Raw genomic sequence first — 17630 nt, 5'->3', positions numbered from 1 at the left:
AGAATAAATACAATCAATCAAGCGTGAGGTCATCCAAGCAGAGACCTCACACTCCAGATCTAACGAGAAGATGATCGTCCCGGTTAATCCACGCGTTTAAACATCAAGTCCCATACACCGTGACCCAAGCGTTCACCACGCTGTTCAAACTTGGTCAAAGGACGAGTTTCTGGGCGAGGCACATATTGACCTGCTTCTGCCACATTCTCATAACCTGGGGCTTCGGACATGACTTCCATCATCTGCTCAGCATAATGTTCCCAATCCGTCGCCATGTGCCAAACGCCACCAATTTCCAGCTTTTGACGAACCGCTTCCACAAATTCAGGCTGCACAATACGACGCTTATGATGACGTTTCTTATGCCAAGGATCAGGGAAGAACAACTGCATTCGAGCAATCGATTGATCAGGAATACAATCAGCAAACACTTCGACAGCATCGTGACAGTAGGCTTTTAAGTTCGGTAAACCCAATTGCACTACATTGTTCACCAAACGGCCGACGCCCGGCTCATGCACTTCAATACCAATGAAATCTTTGTCCGGCTCATTCTGAGCCATTTCAACCAGAGAGTCGCCATTACCAAAGCCCACCTCTACAACCAACGGAGCTTCACGGCCAAACAATTCTGCCAGATTCAACTTCCCTTGAGCATGAGAAAGACCAATAGTGCCCCAATGTTCGTCCATTGCCCGTTGCTGACCTTCAGTCATACGACCGGTACGCTTTACAAAGCTACGAATGGTTCGTGTGCGTTTTTGCTCGTCATTTACGCCATGCTCTTCGCTAACGTTTAGCGCTTCACTGACGCGCTGCGCTTCATTGGCCTTTTGCTCAATGGAATCTGACATCTTATTTACTCACTAGATTTACTTATTTCGAGCCTTCCACAGGCTGTATTCTTGAAAATTCACGACCCGCCGCAGCCAACATCAACCAGCCCAACAGCAAGCTCACACCACCAAAAGGCGTCACAATGCCTAGCGTTTTAATACCCGACAACGTAAGTAAGTACAAACTTCCGGAGAACAGAAGTATACCAATCGCCAAGGCTAACGCACTGCGCTTTAACCAACGCAGATGCCCATGGGTGAGCATTAATGCCGATACGACAAACAACAAAACCGAATGAATCAGGTGATATTCAACTGCGGTTTGATACACAGTCAGCATCTCCGGAGATAGCACCTGCTTTAACGCATGAGCGCCAAACGCACCTAACGCCACGGCTAAGAATCCACTTAGTGCTGCAAAAACAATCACGCCACTACCTATCCGATCCTGATGAAAAAGTGTTCGGCATTATAAATTGATTCCAACAGATATAAAGACATCACTGAAGAAAAGTTGGATGGTCGGCCTCAAATCACAGACATAAAAAAACCGCTCACTCTGGAGCGGTTCTTATAACTCAGGAACGCTTAGGCAACGTCTTCTTCAATTGCCGCTTTCAATTTCTTCATTGCGTTCTTTTCTAATTGACGGATACGTTCTGCAGACACCGCATACTTATCCGCCAAATCATGCAAGGTGGCCTTCTCTTCTTGCAACCAGCGCTGCATCAAAATGTCCTGGCTACGCTCATCCAAATCAGCCAATGCTTCCTGAAGACGGGTATTTGAATTCTCAGTCCAGTCAGAATGCTCTAATAGCATCGCAGGATCAGCACTCTTGTCTTCAAGGTAATACACAGGTGCATTTGGCGCCGACTCATCATCAGCATCAACCGGAGCGTCAAAGGACGTATCCACAGAGGCCAAGCGACCTTCCATTTCCCGAACAACTTTCGGCTCTACACCCAAGTCTTTGGCAACTTCATTGACTTCATCATTGGTAAACCAAGACAAAGATTTCTTAGCACTGCGTAGATTGAAGAACATTTTACGTTGTGCTTTTGTGGTGGCAATTTTCACAATCCGCCAGTTCTTCAAGATGAACTCATGGATCTCGGCTTTAATCCAGTGCACTGCAAACGATACCAATCGAACACCCACAGTTGGATCAAAACGTTTAACGGCTTTCATCAGCCCTACATTACCTTCTTGGATCAGGTCAGCCTGAGATAAGCCATAACCAGAGTAACTTCTTGCAATATGAACCACGAAACGCAGATGCGACATAACCAACTGACGGGCCGCTTCCAAATCGTTCTGATAATGCAAACGTTCCGCCAAGTCACGTTCTTCTTCAATCGTAAGAACGGGAATTGTGCTCACCGACGAAATATACGCCTCCAGATTTGCACCCGGGGTTGTCATATCTACGGCTAGTAACTGTTTACTCATAATTTTCCTGTTTCCATTTTGAACCGTTACGTTGGACTACACGTTGCAGGGAAAGTTCCATCATCCCCGTTCCAACCGTTCTCAAATATAACTGTTTTGCAGCTCGTTTCAAGAGCCTCAAGATGAAACTTTTTTCATTCAGGCTCAATTTCACCAAGATGCCGATAAACCGCCAACCAAGCTCCCGTAACAGCCAAAATCACCGAACATAGATACAGCTTCAGCACATCAACCAAGCCTAAATAATTTACGACGACATCAGAGGAATAGAGAGATAACAAGCGACTAACAAAGGGCGATAACCAAAGACCAATCAACCACAAACAGACGGTGGCCAGCGTCGCTCCGAGAACACCATACCAGAAGCCACTATAGAGAAAAGGCAGTCGAATGAAACTGTCTGTTCCACCAACCAACTTAATCACGATAATCTCCTGGCGCCGGTTTTCAATCTCCAAACGAATGGAATTACTGATTGCCAACACTGCTGCCAGTGCCAACAAGATACCGATCAGCAAGGCAAATCGCTCAGCCAAGCCCACGTAATTAATGAGTCGTTGCACCCACTGTAAGTCATAGCTCACCTCATCAACACCGTTCAATGCTTCCAGCTGACGCACCAGCTCTCTCATCCGTAGCGGATATTGCTCATCTTCGACATCAAGACGAGGAACGACCTCGATCACCGCAGGTAAGGGATTTGACTCAAACAGACTCAACAGTTCAGCACCAGCCACCCCTTGAAACTCTTCCAAACCTTGTTCGGGAGAAATCAGCGTTACACTATCAACACTTTCAAGAGACTGCACCTGATTCACGACCTTGAGGGACTGAGCATCTGCCATCCCCGAATCCAAATACACGGACAGAGATAATTGATCCTGCCAGCCAGTAGTTAACTGCTGTAAATTCGATACCACTAATAACAGCAACATCGGCAACGTTAACGACACCGCCACCAAAGCAGAGGTCATCGCTGTCGCCAAGCGCCCATCCGTCAGCCGAGTCCGACTCGCCTTCAAACACTCACGATGGTATTGAATTAAGGTCGAGAAAGAAGAAGGTTTGCGAAGAGAACCGGATTTTTTATTTCCAGCCTTTGGTGTCTTGGCAGCGCTAGGTGCAGGTGTTTTTGCAGACACAGCGCCGGCTTTTGGTGAAGCGGCTTTTGGTGAAGCAGATGGTCGGGTCGCCCCTTTGCGCGTCGCGCCTTTAACCGGCGCTTTAGGAGATTGGACTTTGTCTTTCTTTCCGAACATACCAACTACTCCTAGCTAAAGTTGACCAACTGGCCTTCAGCCAATGTCATCACCGGCAGAGCCATAGATTGAATCAACTCATGATCATGACTGGCGATTAACACCGTCACACCTACCCGCTGAAAATCTTTAAACAAGGTCATGATTTCTTGAGACAACTCAGGGTCTAGGTTTCCGGTCGGTTCATCAGCCAATAACAGCGCGGGCTTGTTCACAACAGCCCGAGCGATACCGACTCGCTGCTGCTCACCGGTCGACAAAGCAACCGGACTGACTTTTTCCTTATGCAGCAAGCCCACTTTATCCAAGGCAGCTCTGACACGCTTACCAATGTCATGTTCGGAGTGACCACTGATACGCATCGGCAACGCCACATTTTCATAGACAGAGCGGTCGAATAATAACTGGTGATTTTGAAATACCACACCGATATGGCGTCGGTAAAAAGGAATGTCTTTTCGATCTAACTGCGTCAGATTCTGGCCAGCAATCTGAACCCGGCCAGAGGTTGGCGTTTCCATGCGCATGATCAGTTTCAGCAAGGTACTCTTACCGGCGCCTGAGTGTCCGGTGAGAAACACCATTTGACCACGCTCAATATGAAAAGAGACGTTTGACAACGCCTCCTGCCCGGTTTCATATCGTTTGGTTACTTGCTCAAACTTAATCATGTCTTACCTGACGTTGTGTCCCTGATTAAACGTTAGATATCCAAGTCTTCAAACAAGGCTTCAACAAAGTCTTCCGATCGGAACGGGCGTAAATCATCAATTTGTTCACCCACACCAATAAAGCGAATTGGTAAGCCAAGTTGTTTCGCGATGGCGAAGATCACACCACCTTTGGCAGTTCCGTCCAATTTCGTCAACGCAACACCCGTCACACCCACCGCCTTACGGAAGTGTTCTGCCTGACTCAAGGCATTCTGGCCGGTTGCTGCATCCAATACCAACAACACTTCGTGAGGTGCAGAGGCATCGAGTTTCTGCATAACACGCACAACCTTGGATAACTCTTCCATCAGGTTGCTCTTGTTATGCAAACGTCCCGCTGTATCAGCAATGATAATATCGGTGCCACGAGCCTTCGCCGCTTCAACTGCATCATAAATCACCGAGGCACTGTCCGCGCCAGTATGCTGGGCGATAACAGGCACGTCGTTACGTTCACCCCACACTTGGAGCTGTTCAACCGCAGCGGCACGGAAGGTATCACCCGCCGCCAACATCACGCTCTTACCTTGCTGTTGATAGAACTTCGCCATCTTACCGATGGTCGTGGTTTTACCTACACCATTAACACCAACCACTAGCAATACAAACGGACCTTGCTGAGGTTTGGTGACATTCAACGCACTCTGACACGGCTCAAGAATGTTGCTCAACTCTTGTTTTAACGCACGAACTAACGCATGGCCGTCCGCCATTTCCTGACGCTCTACACGTTGTTCCAGGTTATCAATCACTTGGCGGGTCGCTTCGACACCAACGTCGGAAATTACCAATTGCATTTCAAGCTCTTCAAACAACTCGTCATCGATCTCGCGACGACCCAGCAATAACGTGCCAATACCCGACGACATGGCTTTTCTGGTCTTACTCAGACCGGATTTCATACGTTTGAAGAATCGTCCTTTTTCTTCGCCTTCGCTGATTTCTGCCGTTTCCTGACTCATTTCTGTCGGTGTAGTTTCCACCGGGCTTCTTTCCATCGAGCTGGCTTCCATTGGCCGATCAGATTCCGCCTCAGTATGCGGAGTTGACGTCGGTGCCTGTTGGGCAATGTGATCAGCAGAGCCGGAAGGTAATGAATGCTCTGAGGTGTTAGCAGGTGCCGTATTCGTTTGGATGTGAGCAGAGGCATCTGACGATGCTGAATGGCTTTGATCAGGCGGGTTATTGTCCTGTTCCTGGAATGTTTGTTGAGAGTCTGCTGACTTTTTATCGGACTTCTTAAAGCGGCTAAAGAAGCCTTTCTTTGGTTGCTGTTCGCTCATTCAATTCTTCTCAATCAGGATCAATCCACGAAATCGCGGTAAGACAAAAAATATAAAGACAAAAACAAGGCGCCTATCCTAACACGACCAGCCTATTATGTAATATCATTAAGAATCAGCTTTGAACGTAACGTTTTGTAGGTAGTGTTGTAGGTAGTGACTGGGATCATCTCTTGCTATGTCTGATCAATGGCCGGTTAAACCACCGGAGCATAAGAAATCATTCTTTCGCCCCACCAAGCGACAACGATGGTTAATTATCCTTGTACTGATCCCGCTGATCTGGTTTCTTCACACGCTATAAAAGACCGTTAAGCGATAACTCTAATTCATCATTCAATCCAATAGTGTCAGTCCAAGCTAATTCATTATGACTCGTCGACGTACAGCTACTTCCAGAAAACCGGCCGGGAAACACGGCGCCCAGTCAAAAGGGCCTGGCTCAAAAGCCTCCACTTTAAAATCAACTGGCTCTAAACCTGTTAACTCACAGCTCCGTATTATTGGTGGTGAATGGCGCAGCCGGAAATTAAACTTTCACCCAGCGGAAGGCCTGAGACCAACTCTGGATCGCGTACGTGAAACCTTGTTTAACTGGCTATCGCCCTATATGGAAGGAGCCAGCTGCCTGGACTTATTCTCCGGCAGTGGCGCATTAACATTGGAAGCCTTATCTCGTGGCGCAAAGTTTGTTCATATCAATGAATTAAATCCGGACGTTCGCCGTACTCTACAAGATCAACTGAACCTGTTGAGCTGTGCTCAAGAACGGTATGAATTGTCAGGGTTTAATGGTGAGTCACCTCAACCACAGGCCTTTTCATCCCAGTACGATCTTATCTTCTTAGACCCGCCCTTCAGAAAGGAACTGTTGGAAAGTTGCTGCCACAACCTTGAGCAATGCCCGATCTTCAAATCCAGATGTCATATTTACATTGAATCCGAAATTTCACTCGAACAACTCTCCTTACCCGAGAACTGGAATCTGATAAAACAGAAAAAAGCCGGGCAAACACACTATGGCTTAATCGAACGATTAAGCTAATACGGATAGGAAGAACGAAGATGATGGTTGCACAAGCCAACCATCATCAGGATGTTTGAGAGGGATCGTTAGAATCTTTCTGAAACAGGTCAAAATAGTCCAACATCTGATCCGCAGTTTCAGACTCCCCTAACAAATGCATAGCAAAGGCAACAGTTTCAATTGTTGAACAACCGGTCGACTGCTGATTTTTTCGTAGTTGATAATCAAATCCCGATAATCGTGAAATCTCATCCCGCTTTGCCATCGGTAGAGACCACACATCCAGAGACTGCAACCACTCGGATTGTCTGTACATTTTTCGAGCTTGCTGCCAGGTGGCATCGATAATCAGTAACGGCCGTGATTGCCAACTCGCCTGATATTCCTCATAGCAAGCCGCCTCATCACTGACAAAGTTTTCAGGAAAAAGTAGCACAGGCGGTTTTCCTAACGACGCACATGAGGCCTCCATATTTTGCTGCTGAGTGCGTTGCCAGGGGATTACGGACGCGTTTTCACCCAGCAATCGTTTTACATGAAAACCACTGTTACTTCGCTTGTTTGCCTCGTTCGGATGCATTAAAAGTTTCCAGTGCATTTTACTGGCGCACGCAGGTCGATCGGCACAAATGCAATGAGAAATCAGCAAACGACATTCAATACAATAAGTCTTTGACATACGTCCTTGCATGGAATTTAAGACAAGATAGACCTTGCCTTTCGCTTTTAAAAAACTACATTATATGAAACCACTGCCTTTCTCGGGCATATTTTTAATAAAATCAATTCAAAACTAATAATAACGAAAATTTGGTTCTTTTTTTGCTAACTAAATGGTCAAACAAGAACTTTAATTAACTCAGTGGGAAAATCCTAAACAGGGAGACACATTGTGAAAAAACTTCTTTCAACTGCGATCGTTTCAACTTCGCTAGTACTAGCCGCTTCAGCTCAGGCTGGTACGCTTGAAGATGTTCAGTCCAAGAAATTCATCAACTGTGGTGTAAGTACTGGATTACCAGGCTTCTCAAATACCGATGACAAAGGTGAGTGGAAAGGTATCGATGTTGATACTTGTCGTGCAGTTGCTGCCGCAGTGTTTGGCGACGCAAGCAAAGTAAAATACGTTCCTCTAACTGCGAAAGAACGCTTCACAGCATTACAGTCTGGTGAGGTAGACATCCTAAGCCGTAACACCACCTGGACATTAACTCGTGACGCAGGTCTGGGCCTTAACTTTGCTGGTGTAAACTATTACGACGGTCAAGGCTTCATGGTAAGCAAGAAAATCGGTGTGAAAAGCGCACTAGAATTGGATGGCGCCACTGTGTGTGTTCAAGCAGGTACAACCACTGAATTGAACTTGGCTGACTATTTCCGTGCAAACAAAATGTCTTATAAGCCAATCACTTTTGATACCTCTGATCAAACAGCTACAGCTTTTGATAGCGGCCGTTGTGATGTATTAACCAGTGACCAATCTCAGCTATACGCAATCCGAATCAAGCTGAAAAACCCAAGCGATGCAATGGTTCTTCCTGAAGTTATCTCGAAAGAACCTCTAGGCCCTGTAGTTCGCCAAGGTGACGACGAGTGGTTCAACATTGCCAAGTGGTCTTTGAATGCAATGATTAATGCAGAAGAACTAGGTGTTTCTCAAGCTAATGTTGACGACATGACTAAGTCCACTAACCCTAACGTTCAGCGTCTATTGGGTGTAACCGGTGAGCTAGGTTCTAAACTTAAACTGGAAAATGATTGGGCTTACAACATCGTTAAACAAGTTGGTAACTACGGTGAAGTGTTTGAGCGCAATGTAGGTGCAGGTTCACCACTTAAAATCCAGCGTGGCATTAACGCATTGTGGAACAAAGGTGGCTTCCTATACGCGCCACCAATTCGATAAGGTACGGTAAACCGGGCTCCTATTGGGGCCCGTTTTCGTTTCTGGTGAAGCACAAATTCATTCAGATCTCTGAAAAGAGTCCTTTAAATCAAACAGTTATCATGTAGTTTCCTATGAAAACCCCAAATCAAGATCCATCAGGCAAAATTTGGAATGATCCGGTCTTCCGAGGGCGCGTTTTTCAAGGTGTGGTTCTCACTGCGCTGATCGCTTTTTTTGCCTTTATTGTTAACAACACGCTGCACAATCTCGAAGTCCGTGGTATTTCCACCGGGTTTGCGTTCCTTGATCAAGAAGCAGGCTTTGGAATTATCCAGTCTCTGATTGAATACAACGAAACCCACACTTACGGCCGAACCTTCATCGTAGGGATTTTAAATACCCTGCTGGTTTCTGTATTAGGCATTATCTTAGCTACCCTTCTGGGCTTTCTTATTGGCATCGGGCGTCTGTCCACCAACTGGTTGATTTCCAGACTGGCCGCAATTTACATTGAGACCTTCCGAAATATTCCGCTGCTGCTTCAGATTTTCTTCTGGTACTTTGCGGTACTCGGGGTTATGCCGCATCCCAAACAAAGTATTTCCTGGGGCGAGGCGATTTTCTTAAATGTGCGTGGTTTGTACATTCCTGATCCTCAATTCAGTGACGGTATTGGTTTTGTTATCGCCAGTATATTTATTACCCTGATCGGCATATGGTTCCTAAAACGTTGGGCGCATAAGCGTCAGGAAGACACAGGCCAACAGTTCCATACGTTCTATGCATCAATCGCACTCCTGATTGCTATTCCGGGCATAACCTACCTAATTTCAGGCACTACCCTGACCTGGGATATCCCTGAATTACGTGGTTTCAATTTCAAAGGTGGCACCACTATCCTGCCGGAATTTACCGCCTTGCTAGTGGCACTGACCATTTATACGGCAGCATTTATTGCTGAAAACGTTCGCTCCGGTCTTCAGTCTGTACCTAAAGGGCAATTGGAGGCATCACGCGCACTTGGCCTAAAAAACAGTCAGATGCTGCGTTTAGTGGTCATTCCACAAGCCATGCGCGTCATCATTCCTCCGCTCACCAGCCAATACCTGAACTTGACGAAAAACTCCTCGTTGGCAACAGCCATTGGCTATCCGGACTTAGTCTCCATCTTTGCCGGCACCACGCTAAACCAGTCAGGTCAGGCCATCGAAATTATCTTCATGGTAATGGCGGTGTACTTAACCATCAGCTTGGTGATTTCTTTAATTATGAACATCTACAACAAGCGCATGGCGCTGGTTGAGCGATAGGAGGCGAACCATGTTAGAACCAATACACTCTCCTCCATTCAGGAAGCATCCATTACGATGGCTTCAAATAAACCTATTCTCCAATTGGTTTAACAGTCTGTTAACCATTGCCGTCGGCTACGCGCTGATTACCTTAATCCCGGGACTTATCGACTGGGTGTTCTTAAGCGCTGACTGGAGCGGAACCACCAGTGCCGACTGCTCCCGTGAAGGGGCATGCTGGGTGTTTATCGATGCCCGGATGAATCAATTCATGTATGGATTCTATCCGTCTGAAGAGCAGTGGCGTGTAGACCTTGCCTTTGCTTTCTTGGTTTCACTGGTCATTCCGTTGTTCATTGAACGAGTCCCAAGAAAAGGCTGGCTGATTGGTTTCATTTTGATTGGCTACCCAATCATTGCGAACTGGCTGTTCTTCGGAAATATCTTTGGCCTCAAGCAGGTAGATACAGAACAATGGGGCGGCTTGATGTTGACCCTGATCATCGCAACGGTCGGAATCATTGCGTCTTTGCCCATCGGTGTTTTATTAGCACTTGGGCGTCGTTCTGAAATGCCAATCATTCGCTGGATTTGTATTTCCTTTATTGAAGTCATGCGCGGCGTACCACTTATTACCATTCTATTTATGGCGTCGGTCATGCTGCCGTTGTTTATGCCGGAAGGCGTAAGCTTCGACAAGCTGGTACGAGCTATGATTGGTATTACCTTATTCCAGTCTGCCTACATGGCAGAAGTAATTCGTGGTGGTCTTCAGGCCATACCGAAAGGACAATACGAAGCGGCTGACGCTCTGGGGTTAAATTACTTCCAGAAAATGGCTCTCGTTATTCTTCCTCAAGCCTTAAAACTTGTGATTCCAGGCATCGTAAACACTTTCATTGCGCTGTTTAAAGACACCAGCCTGATTTTGATCATTGGCCTATTTGAATTGTCCGGCATTATGAAAGCCGCGTTGAATGACCCAGAGTGGCTGGGCTTTGCAACCGAAGGCTATCTATTTGCAGCACTCATCTACTGGATGTTCTGCTTCAGCATGTCACGTTACAGCATGCATCTGGAGAACAAGCTGCACACTGGACACAAATAACTTGCCGGACTTACATAAAGAATATTGAGAGTAAAGATTATGGCTCAGCCACATTTACAAGACGAAATTATTATTAAGCTCAACAACGTCAACAAATGGTATGACGACTTCCATGTGCTACGTGACATCAACCTTGAAGTCCGTAAAGGTGAACGTATTGTGATTTGCGGGCCTTCCGGTTCAGGAAAGTCCACTATGATTCGCTGCCTTAACCGACTGGAGGCCCACCAGAAAGGCGACATCATCATTCAAGGTACGCCGTTAACCAGCGACATTCGTAACATCGATACGATCCGTAAAGATGTAGGTATGGTGTTCCAGCACTTCAACCTGTTCCCTCACCTTACGGTGCTGGACAACTGCTGTCTCGCGCCTCAATGGGTGAAGAAGGTGCCTCGTAAAGAAGCGGAAAAAACCGCAATGATGTTCCTTGAACGGGTCAAAATTCCAGATCAGGCACTGAAATACCCGGGGCAGTTATCCGGTGGTCAGCAGCAGCGTGTGGCGATTGCGCGCAGCCTGTGCATGAACCCGAACATCATGCTCTTTGACGAACCAACTTCAGCGCTTGATCCCGAAATGATTAAAGAAGTGTTGGATGTAATGGTTGAGTTGGCCGAAGAAGGCATGACCATGTTGTGTGTAACCCACGAAATGGGTTTCGCCAAGAAAGTTGCCGACCGAGTGATCTTTATGGATGCCGGAGAGATTATCGAGGAGAATGAGCCTCATGCCTTCTTCGATAATCCTCAATCAGAACGCACAAAACTCTTCTTGAGCCAGATTCTTCACAACTAGGGAACCTAATTACTCAGAAGAGAACAACTGAAGACCTAAAGCCTCTGTCTCACCTGAGCCAGAGGCTTTTTTATACTCGGGTAACGCCCCTAAGATCACCACTTACCTTACGATTGAATACACAACCACAGAGCCAACCTCATTCACCTGTCATTCTCGGTGTGAGGTCTCTCGTTATAGAGCGCCGGAAGAATTACATTATATTTGTTCAACAAAGCCCGATAACGCTCTGTTTTCTTATATGATCCAAGGCTGGTATCCAAGTGTGCTTGAATAGCGTCGATTTTATGTGATGGCTTAGGCGACAATGCAAACCAAAGCTCATCCCGTTTAATACATTCATCAACAACCAAAGGCTGACGCTTTTGCATCTGCTGATAGAAAATCACCGAGTTCACCGTAAATATGAATGTATTGGCACGCTTGGCTTCTAGCAGCTGAATCGCTCTCGGAATGTATCGCTCGTCATAGCTGATCTCAAAATAGTGATCACTGTTGATCGGCACCTTGCCTGATGCAAAGAAAGAGACGTAAGAATGGTCTCGATAAATTACGAAGGGTTTGCTGGTCAGGCTCTCCAACCCTTTAAAATGCCAGTCCGAATCTTTCAACTTCCAAAAGCAATGAGTTTGGTAAGACAGTGGTTCCAGGTGATAGCGTAAATCCGGCGCTTCCTCTTTGGAAGGCGACAGCAGAGCATCGGTCTGACCGGTTTTAACACGATAAATGGCTCGGCTCCACGGAACATACTCAAAGTCTAATTGAAACTCCGACTCTCGAAACAGGTCATCAATCATTTCAACAAGATAGCCCGGTTTGTCAGGTGTTGTCGGGCAGATCTGAGGACACCAATCAATCGCAGAAACATACAACGTATGTTGTGACGATGCTGAGTTTCCTGTCACCGGGCTGGCGATTAACACACCAGAAACCAACGCCAACGTCAGAGAAGCTAAGACTGGTTTATAAAATCCCATTATCTGTGGTTACCTTTTAACCAATAACCTTACGAATACAAGTTCAAAGAGTGTCTATTTAACTTAGACTATAGTTCTCAAATGACCGTTCAAGAAGAACAAAAAGACAGGAAGAGGGATTAAAAAATTCGCTTTAAATGGAAACAACCGGTTTAACGATCATTTCCATTTAAGAAAGACCGGCCGCCCCGTTTTTAACGAGTACGACCTTCACAGCCAAGGTTAGTTAGTCTCTGGTTTTACCACTTCGACACCATCGACTTTCTGGAAACCTCTTGGCAATTTATTACCACGACGACCACGCTCACCACGATAGTGCTCTAAATCATCGGGTTTTAGGGTTAAGGTTCGCTTGCCTGACTGCACCACCAATGAATCACGTTCATCCACTACTGCCAGAGCCACAAGCAATTCCTCACGGTCTTTCGCACGCGCAGAAGGAATATTAATGATCTTATTCCCTTTACCTTTGCTCAGTACCGGCAAATCGGCCAATGGGAAGACCAATAAGCGTCCTTCATTGGACACCGCAGCCAACAGACCTTTATCGGCAGCTTCCGCTTCCAGCACAGGTAATACGTGCGCGTTGTCAGACAAACTAATGGCCGCCTTACCGGATTTATTCTTGGTAAAGAGATCACCCAATTTGGTGACAAACCCATAACCCGCATCGCTTGCCATCACCAACATTTGCTCATCATTCCCCATGTAGGCGGTAGCAATGGAGCTTGAAGAGTCGAGGTTTATGCGTCCGGTGATCGGCTCACCCTGACCTCGGGCAGACGGTAACGTATGCGCTGGAATTGAATAGGCGCGTCCGGTAGACGCAATCAACGTCACTTGCTGATTACTCTTACCTTTCACCGACAGCGCATAGCCATCACCCGACTTATAACTCAAACCTTCGGCGTCGACATCATGGCCTTTGGCCGCACGTATCCAGCCCTTCTTGGACAAAACTACGGTCACAGGGTCAGACGTCGCCAGATCAGCTTCGGTCATTGCCTTGGCTTCAGATCGTGCAACAATCGGCGAACGACGATCATCGCCGTAGGTTTCCGCATCCGCCAACAATTCTTTCTTGATCAGGTTACGCATGCGCGCTGGTGAGTTCAGGATCTTTTCCAGCTTATCGCGTTCAGCACTCAGTTCATCCTGCTCACCACGAATCTTCATCTCTTCCAGCTTGGCCAGATGACGAAGTTTCAATTCCAGAATGGCTTCTGCCTGAATGTCAGTAATCCCGAAGCGCTCCATCAGTACAGGCTTAGGTTTGTCTTCGGTACGAATGATTTCGATCACTTCATCGATATTCAGGAAAGCAACTAACAAACCTTCCAAGATGTGTAAGCGCTTATTGACCTTATCCAAACGGTATTCGATACGTCGGGTCACCGTCTGACGACGATATTCCAGCCACTCAGTAAGAATTTCCTGAATATTGCGAACTTTCGGTAAACCATCCAGGCCAACCATATTCAGGTTCACTCGATAGCTTTTCTCAAGGTCGGTGGTCGCAAATAAGTGCGCCATCAGTTGTTCTATATCAACTCGATTCGAACGAGGAACAATCACCAAACGCGTAGGATTCTCATGATCCGACTCATCTCGCAGATCCGCAACTAACGGGAGCTTCTTGGCCTGCATTTGGGAAGCAATTTGCTCAAGCACTTTGGCGCCGGAAGTTTGGTGAGGCAAAGCGGTGATAACCACATCCCCGTCTTCCACCAAATAAGTCGCCCGCATTTTGACCGAGCCTCGGCCTTGCTCGTACAGTTTTACGATATCTTCACGTGGCGTAATGATTTCAGCATCGGTCGGATAATCCGGCCCCTGTACCATTTCACACACTTGCTCTACCGTCAGATTCGGTTCGTCCAGCAAACGGATACAAGCGCTGGTCACTTCTCGCAAGTTATGCGGAGGAATGTCGGTCGCCATACCTACTGCGATCCCCGTCGAACCATTCAATAGCACATTCGGCAAACGAGACGGTAAGAGCGAAGGCTCATCCAAGGTGCCATCAAAGTTCGGCACCATATCGACGGTTCCCTGCCCTAATTCAGACAGCAACACTTCAGCGTATTTGGCCAACTTCGCTTCGGTATAACGCATCGCCGCAAACGACTTAGGATCGTCCGCCGAGCCCCAGTTTCCTTGACCATCCACCAGCGGATAGCGATAGGAGAACGGCTGCGCCATCAACACCATAGCTTCGTAACAAGCGCTGTCTCCGTGCGGATGGAATTTACCCAACACGTCGCCCACGGTTCTGGCAGATTTCTTGTATTTGGCTGTGGCTTTCAGACCCAGCTCGGACATGGCGTAAATAATTCTTCGCTGAACGGGCTTCAAGCCGTCACCAATGTGCGGCAAAGCCCGATCGAGAATTACGTACATGGAATAATCAAGATACGCTTTCTCCGTGTACTCACTCAAGGAGAAGCGTTCGATACCGTCATCGGTATAACTTGTCTGATCCGTCATGAACTACCTTGTTATTTATTTCAGGACGTGACCTTGCGTCACGCGGCTTGTCATCGTTCGAAAGTACCTCTGGCACCTCGTCCGACGATACATGTTCAGTGTGTAGCTGATAGTACGACATCTTATCGAACAGTAACAGTAATGCAGGTAAGAAAAGGAAGTCCACCACCAAGGCTAATGCCAGAGTCAACGCCATCAAGGTTCCGGTGGCGACACTTGGCGTAAAATGGGAAAACATCATTACGGAGAAGCCCGCAACCAGTGTTACTGTTGTGATTAACAATGCCACCGCTACCGTTCGAAAAGCGTAACGAACCGCTTCAGGCGCAGACATACCATGCTCTCTTCGGGCTCTCAGATACTTACTCATAAAGTGCACCGTATCATCAACCACCACCCCGAGGCTGATGCACATCACCACCGCCACTGCCGTATCAATATACCCTTCAGTCATTCCCCAAATGCCATACGCCAGTGCTGCAGGCGCAATATTGGGAATCAGGCTAAGCAAACCCAGCTTGATCGACTTCAACGAGACCATCAACACCACACAGATCACCAACATCGCGATCATAGTGCCAATCACCAAACTCACCACATTACGATGGACAATGTGAGCAAAAATCACCGCGTAGCTGGTGCCTTCAATCTCCACCAGCTCTGGTGCATTCGCTCTCAACCAGGCGCCTGCGTTCTGCTCAATGGCGATAATACTTTCGGAATCCATTTTCTTTAATGTCACGCCCACCCGGCTTGCAGAGCGGTCAATATCAATGGTGTCTTCCAAACCCAGTCCCATAGGCAAAGACAATTCGTATAAGAGCATCTGCTGGGCAATCATTTCCCGAGACTCAGGAATCCGATAGAAGGATGCCTGCCCCTGGTTCAGATCCCGATTTAATCGTTTTACCGTGTCTGAAAGCGAATAAACATGTGCCACTCCAGGCTGCAGTCGTAACCAATCGGTAAACTCAGCAAGCTTGGTCATATAGTCGGGTTCGTATATGCCTTCCGCAACCCCAGTTTCGATACTGAATTCCATCAGGTTATTGCCGCCAATGGTTTCATTGATTCGGTCGACGGCCTTTCTCACTTCAAAGGTTTCATCATAGTATTCATGCCAGCTTTCACTGAGCTTGTTGAAAGAAACGCTATAACAAAGCAACAATACAACCACACCAAAGCCAAGGAACCAGACCAGAGGGCGACGAATCACTTGTTCCGCCAATGCCAACAACCAGCGTTGCTGAATGCCCACCGACTGTCGGGATTCATCGGAATGATTCACTGGTTCAGGCAACCAAACCAACAACGCCGGAGTTAACGTCATTGATAATAACCACGCCATGAACACACCCACCGCAATCATGTTTCCAAGATCCTGATACGGCGGCGAATCACTGCTATTGAGACACAGAACACCAATAATGGTGGTGAGACTGGTAATGAACACCGGCCCGAGATTAATTCGTAAGCTCTCCCGGATGGCCTGCTGTTTAGGTTTTCCATCGCCAAGCTGTTGGAAGTAACTGACCAACAGGTGTACCGAGTCGGCAATGGCTAAGGTCATAATGGCCGTCAGCACAAACCCCGCAACGGGTGCTAAAGTCGTACCTATCCAACCGAAAAAGCCCATCGTCCCTAACGAAGACAAGGAAATAACGCCCAGCGAAATGATCATGCCGAAGACACTGCGAAGCAGTAACCACAAGACCACCAGCAGCATTAAATAGCTGACGATGGCGAGTGAACCTAAATCCTGAGCCACCGCCTCTTGCATGGTAACGTTAGACACCACCGATCCGGCCAGCAGGAATTGAATCTTGGGGTATTGAGCACGATATTCGTTGATCAAGGCCCGTGTTTTCGCCAGATGTTCCTGACCGGCCTCAATTCGTCCCTGCCCCTCATCAGGTAATGCGAGGCGGAGCTGAATTAAGGCGGCCTGCCCCGTGGGGCCAATGACATTGTTCTTTAACGAAGGTTCTGAACCTGCAATCGCCCGAATTTTCTCAAGATCCGCCGAAGACAGCGACTCGGCGTCTTCAACTAAGAAATTGACCCACAATTCATCGCCTTCCACCTGCGTATGTTGATAGTTACTCAACGAAGACACCCGAATCACATAGGGTAATTGCCAAGCGTCCTCCGTCAGTTTTTCCAACAGTGATAAATTTTCCGGTTCAAAAAGTGATGCGTGTTCGGATTCCAAATACATCCAAAGATTATCCATCTTGGAGAACTGCTCCTCCAAGGCATCGAAGGTCTTTAACTGAGGATTGTCATCACTGAAGTAGATCCGAAAATCAGAACTTAACCCCAGCCGGGTCATACCCGATGCAATAAACACACTGATAATCAGAGTCCAGAGAACCACCCAGCGATGGTTCCGCTCAATAAAAGAAAGGTAACGATCAAACATGACATATCCCTGAGTGTGTCAGGCTTGTTGACCTGACATGTATAAGCAAACCCAACCACCCCACTCAGACCGAGTGTTCCTATGATTT

15 protein-coding genes are annotated in these 17630 nt (G+C 47.2%); 5 read left to right on the top strand and 10 right to left on the bottom strand.

The window, feature by feature from the left end; genetic code table 11:
- Nucleotides 1–83: 83 nt before the first annotated feature.
- The 6 genes from trmB to ftsY form a co-directional block, all read right to left on the bottom strand.
- Nucleotides 84–854, bottom strand: a complete 771-nt coding sequence (trmB, locus tag QQL66_RS05215) for a tRNA (guanosine(46)-N7)-methyltransferase TrmB (protein WP_284379601.1) — start codon at nt 852–854, stop codon at nt 84–86.
- 22 nt (nt 855–876) lie between these two features.
- Nucleotides 877–1266 (bottom strand): DUF423 domain-containing protein, encoded by a 390-nt coding sequence (locus QQL66_RS05210; RefSeq protein ID WP_284379600.1) that lies wholly within the window; start codon nt 1264–1266, stop codon nt 877–879.
- Between the two features lie 158 nt (nt 1267–1424).
- A complete protein-coding gene (gene rpoH / locus QQL66_RS05205; RefSeq protein WP_284379599.1) occupies nt 1425–2288 on the bottom strand; it encodes an RNA polymerase sigma factor RpoH in 864 nt (287 codons plus the stop codon).
- A gap of 134 nt (nt 2289–2422) precedes the next feature.
- Nucleotides 2423–3547 (bottom strand): permease-like cell division protein FtsX, encoded by a 1125-nt coding sequence (ftsX, locus tag QQL66_RS05200; protein WP_284379598.1) that lies wholly within the window; start codon nt 3545–3547, stop codon nt 2423–2425.
- A gap of 11 nt (nt 3548–3558) precedes the next feature.
- Nucleotides 3559–4218 (bottom strand): cell division ATP-binding protein FtsE, encoded by a 660-nt coding sequence (gene ftsE / locus QQL66_RS05195; RefSeq protein ID WP_284379595.1) that lies wholly within the window; start codon nt 4216–4218, stop codon nt 3559–3561.
- A 32-nt stretch (nt 4219–4250) separates the two neighbouring features.
- A complete protein-coding gene (gene ftsY, locus QQL66_RS05190) occupies nt 4251–5543 on the bottom strand; it encodes a signal recognition particle-docking protein FtsY (protein ID WP_284379592.1) in 1293 nt (430 codons plus the stop codon).
- Between the two features lie 370 nt (nt 5544–5913).
- Between ftsY and rsmD the strand changes: the two genes are divergently transcribed.
- The gene (rsmD, locus tag QQL66_RS05185; protein WP_284379591.1) at nt 5914–6588 is read left to right on the top strand and encodes a 16S rRNA (guanine(966)-N(2))-methyltransferase RsmD; all 675 of its coding nucleotides are present in this window, start codon (nt 5914–5916) and stop codon (nt 6586–6588) included.
- A 46-nt stretch (nt 6589–6634) separates the two neighbouring features.
- Here the strand turns inward: rsmD and QQL66_RS05180 are convergent, their stop codons facing one another.
- Nucleotides 6635–7249: a tRNA-uridine aminocarboxypropyltransferase gene (locus tag QQL66_RS05180; RefSeq protein ID WP_284379589.1), complete on the bottom strand. Its 615-nt coding sequence runs from the start codon at nt 7247–7249 to the stop codon at nt 6635–6637.
- 213 nt (nt 7250–7462) lie between these two features.
- On the opposite strand from QQL66_RS05180, the gene QQL66_RS05175 reads away from it, so the two are divergent.
- The 4 genes from QQL66_RS05175 to QQL66_RS05160 all read left to right on the top strand — a co-directional run bounded on the left by QQL66_RS05175 (nt 7463) and on the right by QQL66_RS05160 (nt 11656).
- On the top strand, nt 7463–8476 hold the full coding sequence (locus tag QQL66_RS05175; protein WP_284379587.1) for an amino acid ABC transporter substrate-binding protein: 1014 nt from the start codon (nt 7463–7465) through the stop codon (nt 8474–8476).
- A gap of 113 nt (nt 8477–8589) precedes the next feature.
- Nucleotides 8590–9768 carry an amino acid ABC transporter permease gene (locus QQL66_RS05170; RefSeq protein WP_284379586.1) on the top strand — a complete coding sequence of 393 codons (1179 nt, stop codon included), beginning with the start codon at nt 8590–8592 and terminating at the stop codon, nt 9766–9768.
- 10 nt (nt 9769–9778) lie between these two features.
- Complete coding sequence (locus QQL66_RS05165; protein ID WP_284379583.1) at nt 9779–10858, top strand: amino acid ABC transporter permease; 1080 nt, start codon at nt 9779–9781, stop codon at nt 10856–10858.
- A 39-nt stretch (nt 10859–10897) separates the two neighbouring features.
- Entirely contained in the window at nt 10898–11656 is a 759-nt protein-coding gene (locus tag QQL66_RS05160) for an amino acid ABC transporter ATP-binding protein (RefSeq protein ID WP_284379580.1), read from the top strand.
- Between the two features lie 143 nt (nt 11657–11799).
- On the opposite strand, the gene QQL66_RS05155 is transcribed toward QQL66_RS05160, so the two are convergent.
- The 3 genes from QQL66_RS05155 to QQL66_RS05145 form a co-directional block, all read right to left on the bottom strand.
- Nucleotides 11800–12633 (bottom strand): substrate-binding periplasmic protein, encoded by an 834-nt coding sequence (locus QQL66_RS05155; RefSeq protein ID WP_284379577.1) that lies wholly within the window; start codon nt 12631–12633, stop codon nt 11800–11802.
- Nucleotides 12634–12855: 222 nt separating this feature from the next.
- A complete protein-coding gene (parC, locus tag QQL66_RS05150; RefSeq protein WP_284379575.1) occupies nt 12856–15120 on the bottom strand; it encodes a DNA topoisomerase IV subunit A in 2265 nt (754 codons plus the stop codon).
- The gene (locus tag QQL66_RS05145; protein ID WP_284379573.1) at nt 15092–17542 is read right to left on the bottom strand and encodes an efflux RND transporter permease subunit; all 2451 of its coding nucleotides are present in this window, start codon (nt 17540–17542) and stop codon (nt 15092–15094) included. Before QQL66_RS05145 ends, parC begins: the two co-directional genes overlap by 29 nt.
- Nucleotides 17543–17630 lie beyond the last annotated feature (88 nt).

Origin of the sequence: Litoribrevibacter albus (assembly GCF_030159995.1) — a bacterium.
Classification (GTDB): domain Bacteria; phylum Pseudomonadota; class Gammaproteobacteria; order Pseudomonadales; family Litoribrevibacteraceae; genus Litoribrevibacter; species Litoribrevibacter albus.
This window is presented reverse-complemented; position numbering and strand designations above follow the sequence as displayed.